The organism is Saccharothrix sp. CCNWYY140, from assembly GCF_037401995.1.
GTDB lineage: Bacteria > Actinomycetota > Actinomycetes > Mycobacteriales > Pseudonocardiaceae > Actinosynnema.
The window spans coordinates 1-14897 of record NZ_JBBEGC010000097.1 but is presented as its reverse complement, the minus strand read 5'-3'; the positions used below and the strand labels follow the sequence as shown (position 1 = coordinate 14897).

Annotated in this window: 13 protein-coding genes; 3 read left to right on the top strand and 10 right to left on the bottom strand. The window is 69.0% G+C overall.

What is annotated here, in order from left to right:
* Positions 1-90: 90 nt before the first annotated feature.
* Both WBN91_RS30095 and WBN91_RS30090 read right to left on the bottom strand, forming a co-directional pair.
* Entirely contained in the window at positions 91-2376 is a 2286-nt protein-coding gene (locus tag WBN91_RS30095) for a hypothetical protein (protein WP_337723520.1), read from the bottom strand.
* A gap of 14 nt (positions 2377-2390) precedes the next feature.
* Positions 2391-3257: a hypothetical protein gene (locus tag WBN91_RS30090; protein WP_337723519.1), complete on the bottom strand. Its 867-nt coding sequence runs from the start codon at positions 3255-3257 to the stop codon at positions 2391-2393.
* 272 nt (positions 3258-3529) lie between these two features.
* On the opposite strand from WBN91_RS30090, the gene WBN91_RS30085 reads away from it, so the two are divergent.
* Positions 3530-4201 (top strand): SDR family oxidoreductase, encoded by a 672-nt coding sequence (locus WBN91_RS30085; protein ID WP_337723518.1) that lies wholly within the window; start codon positions 3530-3532, stop codon positions 4199-4201.
* 31 nt (positions 4202-4232) lie between these two features.
* Here WBN91_RS30085 and WBN91_RS30080 read toward each other — a convergent pair whose 3' ends face one another.
* The 5 genes from WBN91_RS30080 to WBN91_RS30060 all read right to left on the bottom strand — a co-directional run bounded on the left by WBN91_RS30080 (position 4233) and on the right by WBN91_RS30060 (position 9766).
* Entirely contained in the window at positions 4233-5534 is a 1302-nt protein-coding gene (locus WBN91_RS30080) for an amidohydrolase family protein (protein ID WP_337723517.1), read from the bottom strand.
* 195 nt (positions 5535-5729) lie between these two features.
* Complete coding sequence (locus WBN91_RS30075) at positions 5730-6911, bottom strand: sensor histidine kinase (protein WP_337723516.1); 1182 nt, start codon at positions 6909-6911, stop codon at positions 5730-5732.
* Positions 6912-7183: 272 nt separating this feature from the next.
* The gene (locus WBN91_RS30070; RefSeq protein ID WP_337723515.1) at positions 7184-8305 is read right to left on the bottom strand and encodes a nitric oxide synthase oxygenase; all 1122 of its coding nucleotides are present in this window, start codon (positions 8303-8305) and stop codon (positions 7184-7186) included.
* 145 nt (positions 8306-8450) lie between these two features.
* The gene (trmB, locus tag WBN91_RS30065; RefSeq protein WP_337723534.1) at positions 8451-9092 is read right to left on the bottom strand and encodes a tRNA (guanosine(46)-N7)-methyltransferase TrmB; all 642 of its coding nucleotides are present in this window, start codon (positions 9090-9092) and stop codon (positions 8451-8453) included.
* A gap of 92 nt (positions 9093-9184) precedes the next feature.
* The gene (locus WBN91_RS30060) at positions 9185-9766 is read right to left on the bottom strand and encodes a hypothetical protein (RefSeq protein ID WP_337723514.1); all 582 of its coding nucleotides are present in this window, start codon (positions 9764-9766) and stop codon (positions 9185-9187) included.
* A gap of 236 nt (positions 9767-10002) precedes the next feature.
* Between WBN91_RS30060 and WBN91_RS30055 the strand changes: the two genes are divergently transcribed.
* Positions 10003-11211, top strand: coding sequence for a S8 family serine peptidase (locus WBN91_RS30055; RefSeq protein ID WP_337723513.1), 1209 nt, complete (start codon positions 10003-10005; stop codon positions 11209-11211).
* A 22-nt stretch (positions 11212-11233) separates the two neighbouring features.
* Here the strand turns inward: WBN91_RS30055 and WBN91_RS30050 are convergent, their stop codons facing one another.
* From WBN91_RS30050 to WBN91_RS30040, 3 genes are all read right to left on the bottom strand, one after another.
* On the bottom strand, positions 11234-12133 hold the full coding sequence (locus WBN91_RS30050) for an ABC transporter ATP-binding protein (protein WP_337723512.1): 900 nt from the start codon (positions 12131-12133) through the stop codon (positions 11234-11236).
* Between the two features lie 138 nt (positions 12134-12271).
* Positions 12272-13033 (bottom strand): hypothetical protein, encoded by a 762-nt coding sequence (locus WBN91_RS30045; RefSeq protein ID WP_337723511.1) that lies wholly within the window; start codon positions 13031-13033, stop codon positions 12272-12274.
* 1 nt (position 13034) lies between these two features.
* The gene (locus WBN91_RS30040; protein WP_337723510.1) at positions 13035-13949 is read right to left on the bottom strand and encodes an ABC transporter ATP-binding protein; all 915 of its coding nucleotides are present in this window, start codon (positions 13947-13949) and stop codon (positions 13035-13037) included.
* Positions 13950-14168: 219 nt separating this feature from the next.
* Between WBN91_RS30040 and WBN91_RS30035 the strand changes: the two genes are divergently transcribed.
* Positions 14169-14603 carry a PPOX class F420-dependent oxidoreductase gene (locus tag WBN91_RS30035; protein ID WP_337723509.1) on the top strand — a complete coding sequence of 145 codons (435 nt, stop codon included), beginning with the start codon at positions 14169-14171 and terminating at the stop codon, positions 14601-14603.
* The last annotated feature ends 294 nt before the right edge of the window (positions 14604-14897 follow it).

Sequence of the window (14897 nt, the reverse complement as noted above, 5' to 3'; positions counted from 1 at the left end):
CGCTTGCCTAGTCTTCGATGCACCCTTATGTATCGAAGACCTCCGGGTTTGGAAGCGGTGCCTGCGGCATCTCCGTGAGCTGGCCGTTGGTCACACCTCGGGGCCTTGGGTGAGTTTGACCAGCCCTTTGTCCACTGCTGCCTCGAGTACACGGGGTAGCCCTCCGTGGTCGGCGTTCACGAGGATCTTCACGTCGCGGGCCGCCCTCGACACGCCGAGGTAAAGTAGCGACAAAAAGCGCCGCTGACGATGGCCGGTGTTCGGGTTGGCGAAATTGGTGTCAGGCATGCCGCACACGATTAGTGTGTCGAATTGCAAACCCGCCAAATATTCGACCGGTCCGACGACAACGGGTCGTCGGACGTAGCGCTCGATCGTTTCGACGTCTTCACGGCTTTCGATGATCGCAATCTGTGTCCGACTGTTCGCGGTAACCCGTTGTGCGAAGTCGCGGTACTCCGGGAATTGGGTTTCATCTAGTACCGCTATAGCCACTCGGCCGGCTTCCGCAGCTGTGGACCTGCGCTGGTCCGTGATCTTCTGTACCAGCGCGAACACCTTGGTCAGCTCGGCCCCGGACGTGCCGCAACGAATGATCTCGGGTTTCGGGCCGTGGGCCGCAGAGGACTCCACGCTTTCGAAGTCGAACTCCCACTCGATCCCGAGATCAAGCATCGGGTATTCAAGGTGCAGGTGTTTTACCAGATCGAGGACCTCGGGCGTGTACCGGTGAACTGTGGGCAAGTCGACGAGCTTGACTTCGTCGAACTCGATCGATGGGGCCAGGGCGGAATCTGCGATATCGCTGAAACCGGACAGTTCCGTGTACACTTCCCACGGCGACTGCCTCGGGTCTAGCGCCATGAAGATCTTCGGGCTGTCGTAAGAAGATTGAGTCAAATAGTGGAGTAGTAGACGCTCCTGCGCATCGAACAGGTGCAGTTCGTCGACGAAGATGAGATTGTAGCCGTCCGTCAACCGACGACGGTTCCACGCGAAGGTGACCAAGTAGTTCAAGAAGTCATTGATCAACTGATCGGACGTCAGGCAACCGTCCGTCAGCAACTCCTCGAGGTAGCGCTTGTAAATGTAGTACACCACCTCCCGGTCGCCGAGGCTGTCCAGCGGCATCATCCACGCCGCCCGGGACAGAAGTTTGTAACGCTGCTCTGCGTTGAAGCCGGGGAAGATCCCTTCCGCTCCCAGGACGCAGCCGAACTCGATCAAGAGGTCCCAGACCAGCGCTTGACGCTCGGCGGTTTCGCTCGACTCCACGCGAGCGCGGAAAGCCGGTGATGTCTTGTCCGCGAACGTTACCCAGTCTCGGTCCTTGAGGTCGTCCAGGACGGCCGATATTCGCTGTAGTTGGAACTTCTTTCCACTAAAACTGTCCTCGCCGATCAGCTGTGCGTTCGCGTCCCACCGTTCTGGTGGCAGTATTTCTTGAGTGATTACGAGGAGCGGGTACACTTCGATACCCAACTTGTCTACGGCGCCCCATTCACTTAGCGCGTTCAACTCGCGGTCGACGCGTTCGGCGGTAACCCAGCTGTGTGTGACAAAGAGAATTCGAATTCGATCCCCTCGCTCCTCTGCTCGCTTCGCCTCTCGGAGCGCCTTGAGTTCCAGTGCGAGTGTCTTGCCACTGCCCGCTGGACCTCTCAGTCGGATCGAATGCTTCGGCGGTTGCTCCACGAACCGTCGTTGTGGTTGGGTCAGTTCAGTGAGCCATCCCGAGTACGTGAGGTCGGCCGCTACCTCGCGAAAGTCGCGATCCGGTATCACTATGGCGGAGCCGGCAGGCTTCTTTTCCGGTCTTTTCGCAAGTTCTTCGGATGCCTTGAGCAAGGCCGCCGGGTATTCGCCTACTGTCGACTCGTACAGTCCTCGATCGGGCACGAACGCTGATAGCGGCGTCTGATCGGCCACGCTGGACAGCTTCCAGAAGCAGATGTTCTTGGCAGCCGATCGTTGTGGCTCGACGATCCACCTGAGACTGTCCCATGTCTTTCGGGTGAAGTTCTTCCACGCGAAGAAGGAAATGACAGAATCCGCCTTGTACTGCGCCCAGGTGGCAGGGAGGCTGATCGGTGTGCTGTCTGCTCGGTTGACGAAGGCGCTCATCCTCTCGATGACCTGTCGGCCAACGCCGTGGAGGTTTCGCGGTAGGACGTGTTCGCTGTCTTGGTTTACTATGACGATGAGTTGACTGTCGAGGTCGTCGAGCCGGTGTACCCAGAAGGTCGAGCAGTCGCTCTTGACGACCGCCACATTCTGCTCAACCGGTGACCTGGACTCGTACAGCCAGGAGGAACCAGCGGAATAGGCGATGCACTCGTCCAGTGCGCGCCGGGTGAAGCAGTTCGTCCGAGTCATGCGCCACTCTCCCGTCAATTGAAGGCATCTGCGGCGAACGGTGGGATGACCGATCGTGCGGTCTCGCGCCGCTCTCGCTCGTATCGCTCCGGCAGTCCAATCGACGCGAAAACCGCGGAGAACTGTTGCGTGAGCTGATAGATGTATGGAGGGCCGATTCTGGCGAACCGCTCCATCGTATGTTCGACCGAAATGCGGGTGGGGGTCCGAGCGATCTGCCAGTCGCGGATCTCCCGGGGCAGGCGGAGGTAAGCTACATACCCCTCGGACATCTGTTCGTCGAGGCGGTTGACGAGGAGGGCATCTCCAGGAAGTCTTCCGACGAAGTCGCCGACCTCGGCTAATAGGCGCTTGTGTGCATCGGCGGGCGACTTGGCTCTCGCCAGTAATACTGTCGCTTCGACGAAAGCGGCGATCTTGTCGGTGAGACTGCCTGTGGCAACCTTCTGCAAACGCCGATAGGATTCGGCAGCTTCGATGAAGTCTTCGCGCGGGCGGCCAGGGGCAACGCACAGTGAAGAAACGACCTCGGTAGGATCGACCTGTCCGACCCACTGTAGAACTCGATCTTCGGTAAGCCTGGGTGCGTCCGGTGAAACGCTTCGGCGGAGTGCGTGCACCTTGTTCACGAGTTGGTCGCCAAGGGCGCCTAGTACACCGTCGACCTTTTTCGGAAGAAAGAGCCGGTCCAGGTAGTCTGCGAGTCGCAGCAATGGCACGTAGGTCAACAGGCCGCCATGCTTGGCGTGTGCGATGTCGCAATCGGCGGTGATGAGCACTCCCAGCGCGCCGAAAATGTCGTCAGTTTGACCAAGAGCTCGGATCACGTCGCCCTGGCGCAACGCGACTCCATCGATGGGTACGCATTCTGAGAAGTCCATCTCACCTCACCACCACCTGCAACGTTGTGCCAACACGATCGGGGTGCTGTTGCCAGTTGTTACACAGCGCTGACCTTCCGCTGGCCTTGCCACCCGATTGGGTGTAAGGACCCGAAAAGTGCGGACAGAGCGAAGCTGCGGGGCTTCGTGCCCCGCCTGGCCTAGAGAGTCGCGAGCATCAGGAGCCATCGGGTCGATGGCCTGTCGGGACCTACTGCTCGACGGGTCCTGCGGCACCGATGGCCATTCGACTGCGATCTATGGTTCGGGGCATGAGCGATCGACCCGTGGCACTGATCACCGGCGCGTCCCGAGGCATCGGGCTGGCCATCGCGCGCAGGCTCGCCGACACCCACGACCTGCTGCTCGGCGGCCGTGACGAGAAGGCCCTGGCCGAGGCGGGCGTCGGGACGCCGTGGCCGGTGGAACTGACCGACTCCGCCGCGCTCGCCGAGGCCGTCGAACGGCTGGACCGGCTCGACGTCCTGGTGCACAGCGCCGGCATCGCTGAACTCGGGCCGTTGGCCGAGGCGTCGGCCGACACCTGGCGGCGCACCCTCGACCTCAACGTCGTCGCGGTCGCCGAGCTGACCCGGCTCACCCTGCCGCTGCTGCGTGCCGCCCGCGGTCAGGTGGTGCTGATCAACTCCGGCGCGGGCCGGCAGGCCAACGCCAACTGGGGCGTGTACGCGGCGAGCAAGTTCGCCCTGCGCGCCTACGCCGACGTGCTGCGGGCCGAGGAGACCGACCTGCGGGTCACCACCGTCTACCCCGGCCGCACGGACACCGACATGCAGCGCGGGGTCCGCAGCCAGGAGGCCGGTGACTACCAGCCGAACCTGTACCTGCGCCCGGAGTCCGTCGCCGACGCCGTGCACGCGGCCGTGACGGCGGCGGACGACGCCCACGTCACCGAGATCGTCGTCCGCCCCCGACCGCGCTAGCTCCGCGCCCCCGGCCGGCGCCGGCCCGCGTTCAGCGGAGGCGCTGGGAGACCGCCGCGACACCCGCCTGGGCCGCACGCCGGTCCACGCGGGTGGTCTCGCCGTCGGCCACGACCTGCTCGCCCGCCACCCACACGTCCTTGACCCGCCGCGTGCCCGACGCCCACACCAGGTTCGCCAGCACCTGGTCGTCCGGCGCGTCCAGGCCGGTCGCGAACGCCGGGTCGTCCACGTCCACGTGCACGACGTCGCCCCAGCGCCCGCTCTCCAGCACGCCGATGTCGTCGCGACCCAGCGCCGCCGCACCGCCCCGGGTGGCCAGCAGCAACGCGTCGGCGGCGCGCATGGCTGTGGCGTCCAGTGTCGTCACGCGGGCCAGCAGGGCCGCCAGCCGCGCCTCCTCGAACAGGTCCAGGTCGTCGTTGGACGCCGGGCCGTCCGTGCCCAACCCGACCTTCACGCCGGCGTCCAGGTAGGACCGGACCGGGGCGATGCCCGACGCCAGCTTCGTGTTCGACCCCGGGCAGTGCGCGACGCCCACACCGTGCCGCGCGTAGATCTCCACGTCCTCGGGCGACAGGTGCACCGAGTGTGCCGACAGCACCCGCCCGCCCAGCACGCCGTGCTGCTCCAGGAGCTTGGGCACCGACCCGAACGCCTTGCGCTGCTCGACGTCCTCCTCGGGCGACTCGGCCACGTGGATCTGCAACAGCGCGCCACGGTCCCGCGCCTCGCCCGCGATCTCGCCCAGCGCCTCGGGCGCGATCAGGTACGCCGAGTGCGGCCCGTAGGACAGCTCGATCCGCTCGTGCGGCCCGAACCGCAGCCCGTCGGCGTCGATCCACCGGGTGATCTCGTCGGTCATCGGCCGCCACGGCAGACCGGGCAGGTCCATGATCGCCGCGCCGAACACCACCCGGGACCCGGCGTCGAGCACGGCCTGGGTCAGCTCGGGGCCGTGGAAGTACATCTCGGAGCTGGTCGTCACGCCGTTGCGCAGCATCTCCACCGCGCCGAGCAGCATGCCCGCGCCGATGTCGGCCGGTGACATCTTGGCCTCGGCGGGCCACATGGCCTCGCGCAGCCACCGCAGCAGCGGCAGGTCGCCACCCAGGCCGCGCAGCACCACCATCGGGCTGTGGGCGTGCGTGTTGACCAGGCCGGGCAGGAGGATGCCGGTCAGCCGGCGGACCTCGCCGTCGAACGCGGGCGCGTCGGCCGCCGGACCGACGTGGGTGATCCGACCGTCCACGACGTCGACCACCGCGTCCCGCAGGACGGAGCAGGAGGGATCGCAGGGCAGGACCACGGGGGCGTGCAGGCGCAACGACATGCGCCCGATCCTGCCGCACCCGCCATTCCTCACCGCTCCGACCCGCGCCGCCTCCGACCCGCGCCGCCTCCGGCCCGGCCGCCCCTGGGTCCGCCGCCCCTGGATCCGCGCCGCCCGGCCCGCGTCACCCCGCGCCGAGCAGCACCGCCTCCGCCCAAGCCCGGCCCGCCCCGGCCCGCACCGACTCCGCGCGGGTCACTCCGCGACGGGCAGCGCCGCTCGGACCTCCCAGCCGCCGGAAGCCCGTGGCCCCGCCGAGAACGTGCCCCCGAGCAGCTCGACCCGTTCCCGCATCCCGACCAGCCCGAACCCGCCGGACCCGCCCACCGGGGCCGCCTTGAGCGCCCGCCCGTCGTCCGCCACCACCACGTGCACGACCCCGCCGTCCACGGCCACCGAGACGTCCACCCGGGACACCTCCTCGGCGTGCTTGCGGGTGTTGGTCAGCGACTCCTGCACCAGCCGCAGCACGGACCGCCCCAGCGACGGCGGCACCTCCGACGGCAGGTCCAGCGACAACCGCACCGGCTGCCCGGACTGCGCCACCACCTGCCGCACGTCGTCGGCCAGGTCGCTGGTCGCGGTCGGGGCGGCGTCGGTGCCGTCGGTCTCCGCGCCGCGCAGCGTGCCGACCAGCCGCCGCATCGCCGTCAGCGCCTCGTTGCCGCTCTGCGCGATGATCGGCAGCACCTCCTGCGCCGCCGCGGGCACGGCCTGCGCGGCCTGGGCGTGCACCACGATCGCGGTCACGTAGTGCGCGACCACGTCGTGCAGTTCCCGCGCCAGCGCCATCCGCTCGGCGTGCTGCGCGGCGGTCACCTCGGCCCGCAGCGTCGTGGCCCGCTCGCGGTCACGGGCCCGGAAGTACAAGCCGGTGCCGACGGACAACACCAGCAGGATCGACCCGGCCAGCACCTGCTGCCAGAACGTCGGCCCCGAGTAGTCGACGTCGGAGTAGAACCGCTCCCAGAACGACGGCCGGAGTGGCTGGGTGACCCCCACCGCGACGACGAGTGCCACCACGCCGACGAGCACGCGCGGCAACGACCCCTGCCGCACCAGGATGGCGACCAGCGCCATGCAGGCCGCGCCCTCGGACAGCGTCACGCCGGACACCAGCACGGCCGGCCCGGCGGTCTCGTCCACCAGGTCCAGCACGACCGACGACGCGACGAGTGCCGTGGCGGCGGCCAGGGCCGCGTCGAACGGTCGGCGCGGGGACAGGACCGCGAGCGTGCCCACCACGACTGAGCCGGGCAGCTGCCACCAGGACGTCCCCTCGCTCAGCGTCTCGCTGCCCGCGAAGAAGAGCAGCGCGCACGCCAGCGGCCACTGGCGCTTGGCCAGGGTGCGCCAGCCGAGGTGAGTGCCGTTCACGGGAGGTCACCGTATGTCCTCTGGTCCGGTGGCGCGTCCTCCTCCGGTCGTGGAGGCGTGTCATCCGCGGGACTGACCCGAACGCGTGGCGAAATACCCCGGTGGCCGATGTCGGATGACGTTTTCGGGGGTGACTCTGGAAGGGCAGTCGGGGAAGTGGAGGAACGACATGTTCACGGTTGTGGCGACGTGGGCCGGTGCGGTGCTGGGGTTGTTGGTGCTGGTCCTGATGGCGATCGCCGGGGTGCTGGTCGATTCGCAGCGCTGAGGCGTCAGCCCTCGGCGTGCCGGCGGAGCAGTTCGGCGAGGCGGCTCGGGGAATGCGGTCGGGTGGTTTCCACGGGCGTGCCGGAAAAGCGCGCGGGGCCGCCGGTGCGGGCGCGGCGGGCGGCGGAGGGTTCGAGGCGGAACGCGGGGCGGTTGGCCGACGCCCGCTGCCGGGAGCGCAGCCAGGACAGGCGGTGCAGCGACTCGGCGTGGTGGTCGGTGATGGTGACCTCGGCCAGGTCGAACGAGTGCAGGACGGCCCGGTTGAGCTCGACGACGGCGCGGTCGCGCCACAGCGTGCGCTCGGCGGAGGTGTCCAGGCCCAGCGCCTCGGCGACGGCCCGCGCGGCGCCGTAGGCGCCCTCGTCGGCGAGGCTGCGGGTGCCGACCTCGGAGCCGACGAACCAGGTGTTGAACGGGGCGGCGGGGTAGGTGACGCCGCCGATGCACAGCTTCATGTTGGTGATCAGCGGCACGGCGTGCCAGCGCAGGCCCAGTGAGCCGAACCAGGGCAGTTCCGGGTGCTCCAGGCACACCTCGTGCACCACGTCCGGCGGGATGGTGAACAGCTTCGGCCCCTCGTGCGCGGTCTCCACGACCAGCGGCAGCACGTCGAACCGGCCGGGCGTCTCCGGAGGCCGCCACCCCATGCCCTGCACGGCGTCGGTGAACGCGGCGTAGCGCCGGTCGCCGGTGCCGTCGGCGTAGCCCGCGTACCGGACGAGCTGCTCGTTCCAGATGCACGGGCCGGGCGCGGTGGGGGTGTCCGGGGCGAACACGGTGACCAGCGGGCGGACCTCGCCGCCGTTGGTGGCCAGCCGGAGGTGCTCCACGCACTCGCCCGCGACGGCGGCGGCGTTGCGGTAGCCGCGCAGGTCGCGCACCTTGAGCCGGCGCCACGGGACACCGCTGGTGCACCAGCCGCTGTCGCGCAGCGCGATGCGGGTGCCGTAGGACAGCTCGGCGGTGGTGTGCCGGTAGGTGCCGGTCTCGGCGATCTCGTCGCGGACCTCGCTCAGGCGGGGTCCGACGGGTCCGGCCTCGGGGTGGGCGATGTGGAACATGCGGAGGAAGCCCTCCGCCGCGTCGATGTCGAGCGTTATCGGTTCGTTGTCTACGACGGTCACGGGCGGCAACCGTAGTTGCGGAACGACGTCACCCGTCACTGCCAGACGGGGCACATCGGGTGATCAACAGAACCCACTCGATGGGGTGATGAAACGACTGGCTGTCGCCGTCTCGACCACTCCATGACATGGCTTTATGACACGGTCAGGTGGTCTCGATCCGGTCGAACATCAGGTCGTGGCTGACCCGGTCCTCCTCGACGGCCCGCTGCTCGAACTTCGTCACCGGCCGCCAGTCCGGCCGCGGCGCCCACCCGTCGTAGCGGTTGCGCAGCAGCGGCTCGGCGGAGCACACCTCCAGCATCTGCTCGGCGTAGTGCTCCCAGTCCGTCGCCAGGTGCAGGGTCCCGCCCGGTCGGAGCCGCGTGGCCACCAGGCGCACGAACTCCGGCTGCACCAGCCGGCGCTTGTGGTGCTTCTTCTTGGGCCACGGGTCGGGGAAGAAGATCCGCACGCCGCTCAACGTGCCCGGCTCGACGTGCTCGGTCAGCAGGTCCACGGCGTCGCCACGCAACACCCGCAGGTTGGTGGCGCCCAGCGCCTCGGCGCGCATCAGCAGCTGCGCCAGACCGGGCTTGTAGACCTCGACGGCCACGTAGTTGACGTCCGGCGCGGCGGCGACCAGCTGCGCCGTCGTCTCGCCCATGCCCGAGCCGATCTCCAGCAGCACGGGGGCGTCGCGCTCGAACCACGCGGCGAAGTCCACGGGACCGGCCGGGAGCGCCTTGACCTCGCGGCCCAAGCGCTCCCAGTGGCGGTCCCATGCGCGCTGCTGCCCGACGGTCATCCGTTCACCGCGTTGCACGTAGCTGACGACGGAACGGTGGTGCGGCGGGCGCTGGCTGGACGTCACAGGCGCACAGCCTAAGCAGCGACCGGTTACGCGATGTTCTCCAGGTCCTCGATCTGCTCACGCAGCGCTGCGGGCGTGAACGCGATCGGCTGCCGCTGACCGGGTCCCCGGTGCGCCGGCAGCAGGTCCACCCAGCCGGGGTGCCGGTCGGTGAACTGCACGGTGGTGGGCTCGGCCGGCCCGTATACGCCGCTCTCCGACGGCACGAACTCCCAGTAGCCGACCTCGCCCTCGGCGGCCCACGGCACGAACACCCAGCCCGGCCGGTTCCCCAGCAGCTCGCCGACCTCGTCCTCCACGGCGAAGCCCGCGGCCCGGGACGGCAGCTTGCCGCGGTCCAGCGCGCGCAGCCACCACGGGGCCGGGGCGTCGGCGCCCACGGCCCGGAACAGCGCCAGCACCTGCTGCTCGTCGGCCCGGTGGATCCAGGCTCGGCGGCCTTGCGCAGGGGTGGTCGCGATGCCGACGCCGCCCGCGGGTTCGACCGCGTGCGACCATTCCAGTGCCATCATCGGTTCGACGCGAAGGGCGTGGTCGCGTTGCCGTGGCAGCTTCGTCGACCCGGCTGCCGACGAGTCGGCGTTCAGGTCCGGATCAAGCACCGTCACGGGTTCACCTCCGGAGGGTTCCTTGACGGGGGGTATCGGAATTCGCGTGCGGAGGGGTACCGCCTCACGATTCCCTGCTTTCCATCTGACCGGGTTCAGCCCTTCCTGTCATGGTGCTGTGCGGGAGTTCACGGGGTCTTAACGAACCCCTTACTCCGATTGCCGGGCGGAACTCCGTTGAAACATCTCGGACATGGAATATCGTTGTGACTTCGACCACAAGGAGAAATTCCACGATGCTCGGTCGGGTGTTGCTCACCGCGATCGCCTTGGCACTCTGCGCTCCGGTTCCGGCCCACGCGCAGTCGATCCGGGACCAGCAGTGGCACCTGGACGCGCTGGGGGTGCCCAAGGCCCACGAGCACTCGCGCGGCCGGGGCGTGGTGGTGGCCGTGGTCGACTCCGGCGTGGACGACACCGCGCCCGACCTGACCGGCGGCGCGGTGCTGCCGGGCACCGGCTTCGGGAACGCGACCGGCACGGCCGGCACCCGCGACACCGACGGGCACGGCACCGCGATGGCCGCCCTGATCGCCGGGCGCGGGGTGTCCGGCGGCGCGTTGGGGGTGGCGCCGGAGGCCACGATCCTGCCCGTTTCGGTCGGTGCGGACGGCGAGAAGTTCACCACCACCGCGGTCGCCGAGGGCATCACGTGGGCCGTCGACAACGGCGCCGACGTGGTCAACCTGTCCCTGACCTCGGAAGCCACCCTCACCCCCGACCTGCTGCGGGCGGTGAACCACGCCTTCGAGCACGACGTCGTGGTGGTGGCGGGCACCGGCAACGACGGCGTCCCGCACATCGGCGCGCCCGCCAACATCCGCGGCGTCCTGGCGGTGGCGGGCACCGAGCGCGACCTGGTGCCGTGGAGCGACTCCAACACCGGCCCGGAGACCGTGCTGGCCGCGCCCGCCAAGGGCATCGTGTCCGCCGTGCCGAAGTCCGTCGTGGACACCGGGTACGCCGAGATGGACGGCACCTCCGCCGCGACCGCCCTGGTGTCCGGCGCGGCGGCCCTGGTGCGCGCCGCCCACCCGGACATGAACGCCGCCAGCGTGGTGAACCGCCTGATCAGCACCGCCACGGACGCCGACGCGCCGGGCCGCGACGACGCCACCGGGTTCGGCCAGGTCGACCCGTTCGCGGCGATCACCGCGGACGTCGCCGACGTGGCCCGCAACCCGCTGGCCCCCGCTCCGCGCACCACCGCGGCACCGGTCCCGACCTCCGCCTCGCCGGTCGTGGAACGCGCCGTGAACGGACCGGCGTGGAGCGGCGGCGCCCGCACCGGTTTCGTGCTCGGCGGCCTGCTCGCGATTCTCGCCGGCGTCACGGTCGCGGGCCTGTTGTTGTCCCGCGACCGCCGCCCGGCGCCGCCGCCGCTACCGACCCGGACGGAAATTCCACCGCCCCCGGAAGAATTCTGGAAACGCACCCAGTGGTGAACCGGGTGGTGAATTCCGCCGACTAGTCGTGGGCGTGGTACTCGACGGATTCCTTCGTCAGCTGGATGAACGCCTCCTCCAGCGACCCGCGCTGCGGGCTCAGTTCGTGCAGCGTGATGCCGTTGAGCGCGGCCAGTTCGCCGATGCGCGCCGCCTCGACGCCGTGCACGACGAGCGAGCCGTCGCCGTCGCTCACCTGGGCGTCGCCGGGCAGCAGGGTGCGCAGCCGGTCCAGGTGGGGTGAGCGGACCTTCACCGCGTCCTCGGTGGCGTCCCGGATGAACTGCTCGGTGCTGGTCTGCGCGATGAGCCGCCCGCGCCCGATGACGATCAGGTCCTGCGCGGTCTGCGCCATCTCCGACAGCAGGTGGCTGGACACGAACACGGTCCGCCCCTGGTCGGCCAGCCGGTGCATGAACTGACGGATCCACTGGATGCCCTCGGGGTCCAGGCCGTTGACCGGCTCGTCGAACAGCAGCACCTTCGGGTCGCCCAACAACGCGCCCGCGATGCCCAGCCGCTGCGACATGCCCAGCGAGAACCCGCCCGCGCGGCGCTTGGCCACCTGCGTGAGGCCGACCACCTCGAGCACCTCGTCCACCCGCTTGGCCGGGATGCCGTTGGACCGGGCCAGCCACAGCAGGTGCGCCCGCGCGGACCGGTTCGGGTGCACCCACTTGGCGTCCAGCAGCGCGCCGACGATGCCCAGCGGCCGGTGCAGCTCGTGGTAGGTCTTGCCGTCGATGAGGACCTTGCCGCGGGTCGGGCGGTCGAGCCCGAGGACCATCCGCATGGTCGTGGACTTGCCCGCGCCGTTGGGTCCGAGGAACCCGGTGACGCGGCCCGGCGCGACGGTGAACGACAGGTCGTCCACGGCGACGGTCTTGCCGTAGTGCTTGGTGAGTCCGGTCGCTTCGATCATGACAGCTCCTGTCCGATCCGCTACGGCCAACCTGACGGCGGAAGCCCGGGTCACCTCCCCGAAAGGCGACCCGAGCTTCCCCCTCTCCCCCGTTGCCCGCCCGGTCGGCCCCGATTCCGCCCGGACGGGGTCGAACGACTAGGCGTCCCGGCGCTTCGCGACCACCAGGGACACGATGAAGAACGCCAACGCGATGGCCGCGAAGTAGGCGAACGAACCCCACGGCGACAGCTCGCCCGGCACCGGCGGACCGGCGTCCTGCGGGATGCCCGCGCCGTCGGACTCGCCGAGCACGAACTTGTTGGCCACGGTGAACGGCAGCCACTTCTGGATGTCGTCGCCGATCTTGGGGATCAGCGTGACCAGGTTCTCGACCAGCAGCGCGAACACCAGGATGATCGACACCGCGCCGGCGGTCTGGCGGACCAGCGTGCCCACGCCCAGCGCCAGCAGCGAGCCGGCCGCGTAGACCAGCGCGATGCCCAGGACGTGCCGCCAGTCGTTCGCGCTCTCCAGCGCGAGCTGCGAGTGGTCGGAGAGGATCAGCCAGCTGATCCCCCACGAGCCGAACCCGACCAGCACACCGATCACGGCGGACAGCAGCGCCACCACGACGCCCTTGGCGACCAGCGGCGAGATCCGGTCCGGCACGGCCTGGAACGTGGCCTTGATCGTCCCGAACCGGTACTCGGTGGTGATCGCCAGGGCGGCCATCACCATGATCACCATCAGGCCGAACTGGTGCATGAAGGCCGTCGCGACCACCGGCATCGCGCCCTCGGTGGAGTTGGCCGCGATGATCGCCGTGAACCCGATGGGCAGGGCGAGCGCGAGGAGCATCGACCACCACGGCGAGCGGGTGGAGAACAGCTTGATCCGTTCAACTGCGAGGAGGGTCATGTCACTTTCCCGTCTCGGCCGCGTGGTACTCGACAGAATCACCGGTGAGCTGCATGAACGCCTCTTCCAGCGAACCCCGCTGGGGGCTGAGCTCGTGCAGCACCACGCCGGCGGACGCGGCGATGTCACCGATCTGGTCACTGGATGCACCCGACACGGTGAGCGCCCCGTCCTCCCCTTCGCGGACGGTGAACCCCTTGTCGAGCAGCATCGCACCCAGCTTGTCGGCGTGCGGGCTGCGCACCCGCACCGTGTTCTCGGTCGAGCGCTCGACGAACTCCGTGGTGGACGACTGCGAGATGAGCTTGCCCCGGCCGATCACGACCAGGTCGGAGGCGGTCAGCGCCATTTCCGACAGCAGGTGGCTGGACACCAGGACGGTGCGCCCCTCGGCGGCCAGGCCCTGCATGAACTGGCGGATCCAGAGGATGCCCTCGGGGTCGAGGCCGTTGACCGGCTCGTCGAACAGCAACACCTTCGGGTCACCCAGCAACGCGCCCGCGATCCCCAGCCGCTGCGACATGCCGAGTGAGAACCCGCCCGCCCGCCGCTTGGCGACCTTGGTCAGGCCGACGAGGTCGAGCACCTCGTCGACGCGGCGCGAGGGCAGCCCGTTGGACTTGGCCAGCCATTCGAGGTGCGCCCGCGCGGACCGGTTGGGGTGCACCCACTTGGCGTCCAGCAGCGCGCCGACGGTCCGGAGCGGACGCTCGAGCTGCGTGTAGGGCTTGCCGTCGATGAGCACCTTGCCGGAGGTCGGCCGGTCCAGGCCGAGGATCATCCGCATGGTGGTGGACTTGCCGGCGCCGTTGGGCCCGAGGAACCCGGTGACCCGACCCGGCGCGATGGTGAACGACAGGTTGTCCACCGCCACCGTGTTCCCGTAGCGCTTGGTGAGGCCGATCGCCTCGATCATTGGTTTCTCCCCTGGAGCGGCGGGCACATCCCCCGATCTCGGCGAGAACTCTGCCCGGTCCAGGGGTCCGACCACATCGGTCTGTAGTTGACTCGTGGGTGCGACTTCAGTCTTATCGTGGCCGCTACCTCGGTTGTAGCAATCCGTGATCACCCTGAGTGGCCCCCTGAGTCCCGCACCCGGTCGTCCTCAGGGACAGACACCCCTACGGTTGGCCACATGGGTTACACCGACGCCCCGAAGGGCTGGTGGCGCGAGTTCATCGCCGCCACCCCACCCCGCACCGCGAAACTGGCGGTCGTACGCAAGGACGGCGCACCCCACGTGTCCCCCGTCTGGGTGGACTTGGACGGCAGCACCATCGTCTTCACCACCCACCTGGACTCGGTGAAGGGCCGAGCCCTCCTCCGCGACGGCCGCCTGTCCCTGTGCCTGGACGACGAGAACCCCCCGTTCCACTTCGTCACCATCTCGGGCCGAGCGGAAATCGTGGACGACCCAGAGCAGGTTCGGTACTGGGCGGGGCGGATCGGCGGGCGCTACATGGGCGCGGCGAGGGCGAACGAATACGCGGAACGCAACGGGGTGCCGAACGAGGTCGTCGTGCGGGTCAGGGATCCACAGATCGTGGCAAAGGTAGCCATCGCCGACTAGCCACTCCGCTCCTCTGCCCGCCGTGCACACCCTCCCCGCTCGGCAGCCGTGCGCATGTTTTGGCGTAGCTGCCGCGCGGCACCCCCGCCTCTTCTTTTTGGTCATCCTTGGTGGCCTGCCCACCGGTGAGGTTCTTCAAGCTCTTCAAGAGCTTCGGGCGCGACGCTTCGCTCTCGAGCTGAACGCGCTGGCGCGCTCTCAAGATCAAAAGCGGGCCGGGAGACCACCGATGGGGGGTGAAGGGCGTCGGTTCCCCCACCGCATGGCCTGGCGGAGCCAACCACAGATTTCCCC

Coding starts and splice junctions, on each gene's coding strand:
- WBN91_RS30050 (WP_337723512.1), bottom strand. CDS start 12,133: ATGATCGAAGCGACCGGACTCACCAAGCACTACGGCAAGACCGTCGCC.
- WBN91_RS30080 (WP_337723517.1), bottom strand. CDS start 5,534: ATGTCGTTGCGCCTGCACGCCCCCGTGGTCCTGCCCTGCGATCCCTCC.
- WBN91_RS30095 (WP_337723520.1), bottom strand. CDS start 2,376: ATGACTCGGACGAACTGCTTCACCCGGCGCGCACTGGACGAGTGCATC.
- WBN91_RS30045 (WP_337723511.1), bottom strand. CDS start 13,033: ATGACCCTCCTCGCAGTTGAACGGATCAAGCTGTTCTCCACCCGCTCG.
- WBN91_RS30035 (WP_337723509.1), top strand. CDS start 14,169: ATGGGTTACACCGACGCCCCGAAGGGCTGGTGGCGCGAGTTCATCGCC.
- trmB (WP_337723534.1), bottom strand. CDS start 9,092: ATGACCGTCGGGCAGCAGCGCGCATGGGACCGCCACTGGGAGCGCTTG.
- WBN91_RS30040 (WP_337723510.1), bottom strand. CDS start 13,949: ATGATCGAGGCGATCGGCCTCACCAAGCGCTACGGGAACACGGTGGCG.
- WBN91_RS30090 (WP_337723519.1), bottom strand. CDS start 3,257: ATGGACTTCTCAGAATGCGTACCCATCGATGGAGTCGCGTTGCGCCAG.
- WBN91_RS30055 (WP_337723513.1), top strand. CDS start 10,003: ATGCTCGGTCGGGTGTTGCTCACCGCGATCGCCTTGGCACTCTGCGCT.
- WBN91_RS30085 (WP_337723518.1), top strand. CDS start 3,530: ATGAGCGATCGACCCGTGGCACTGATCACCGGCGCGTCCCGAGGCATC.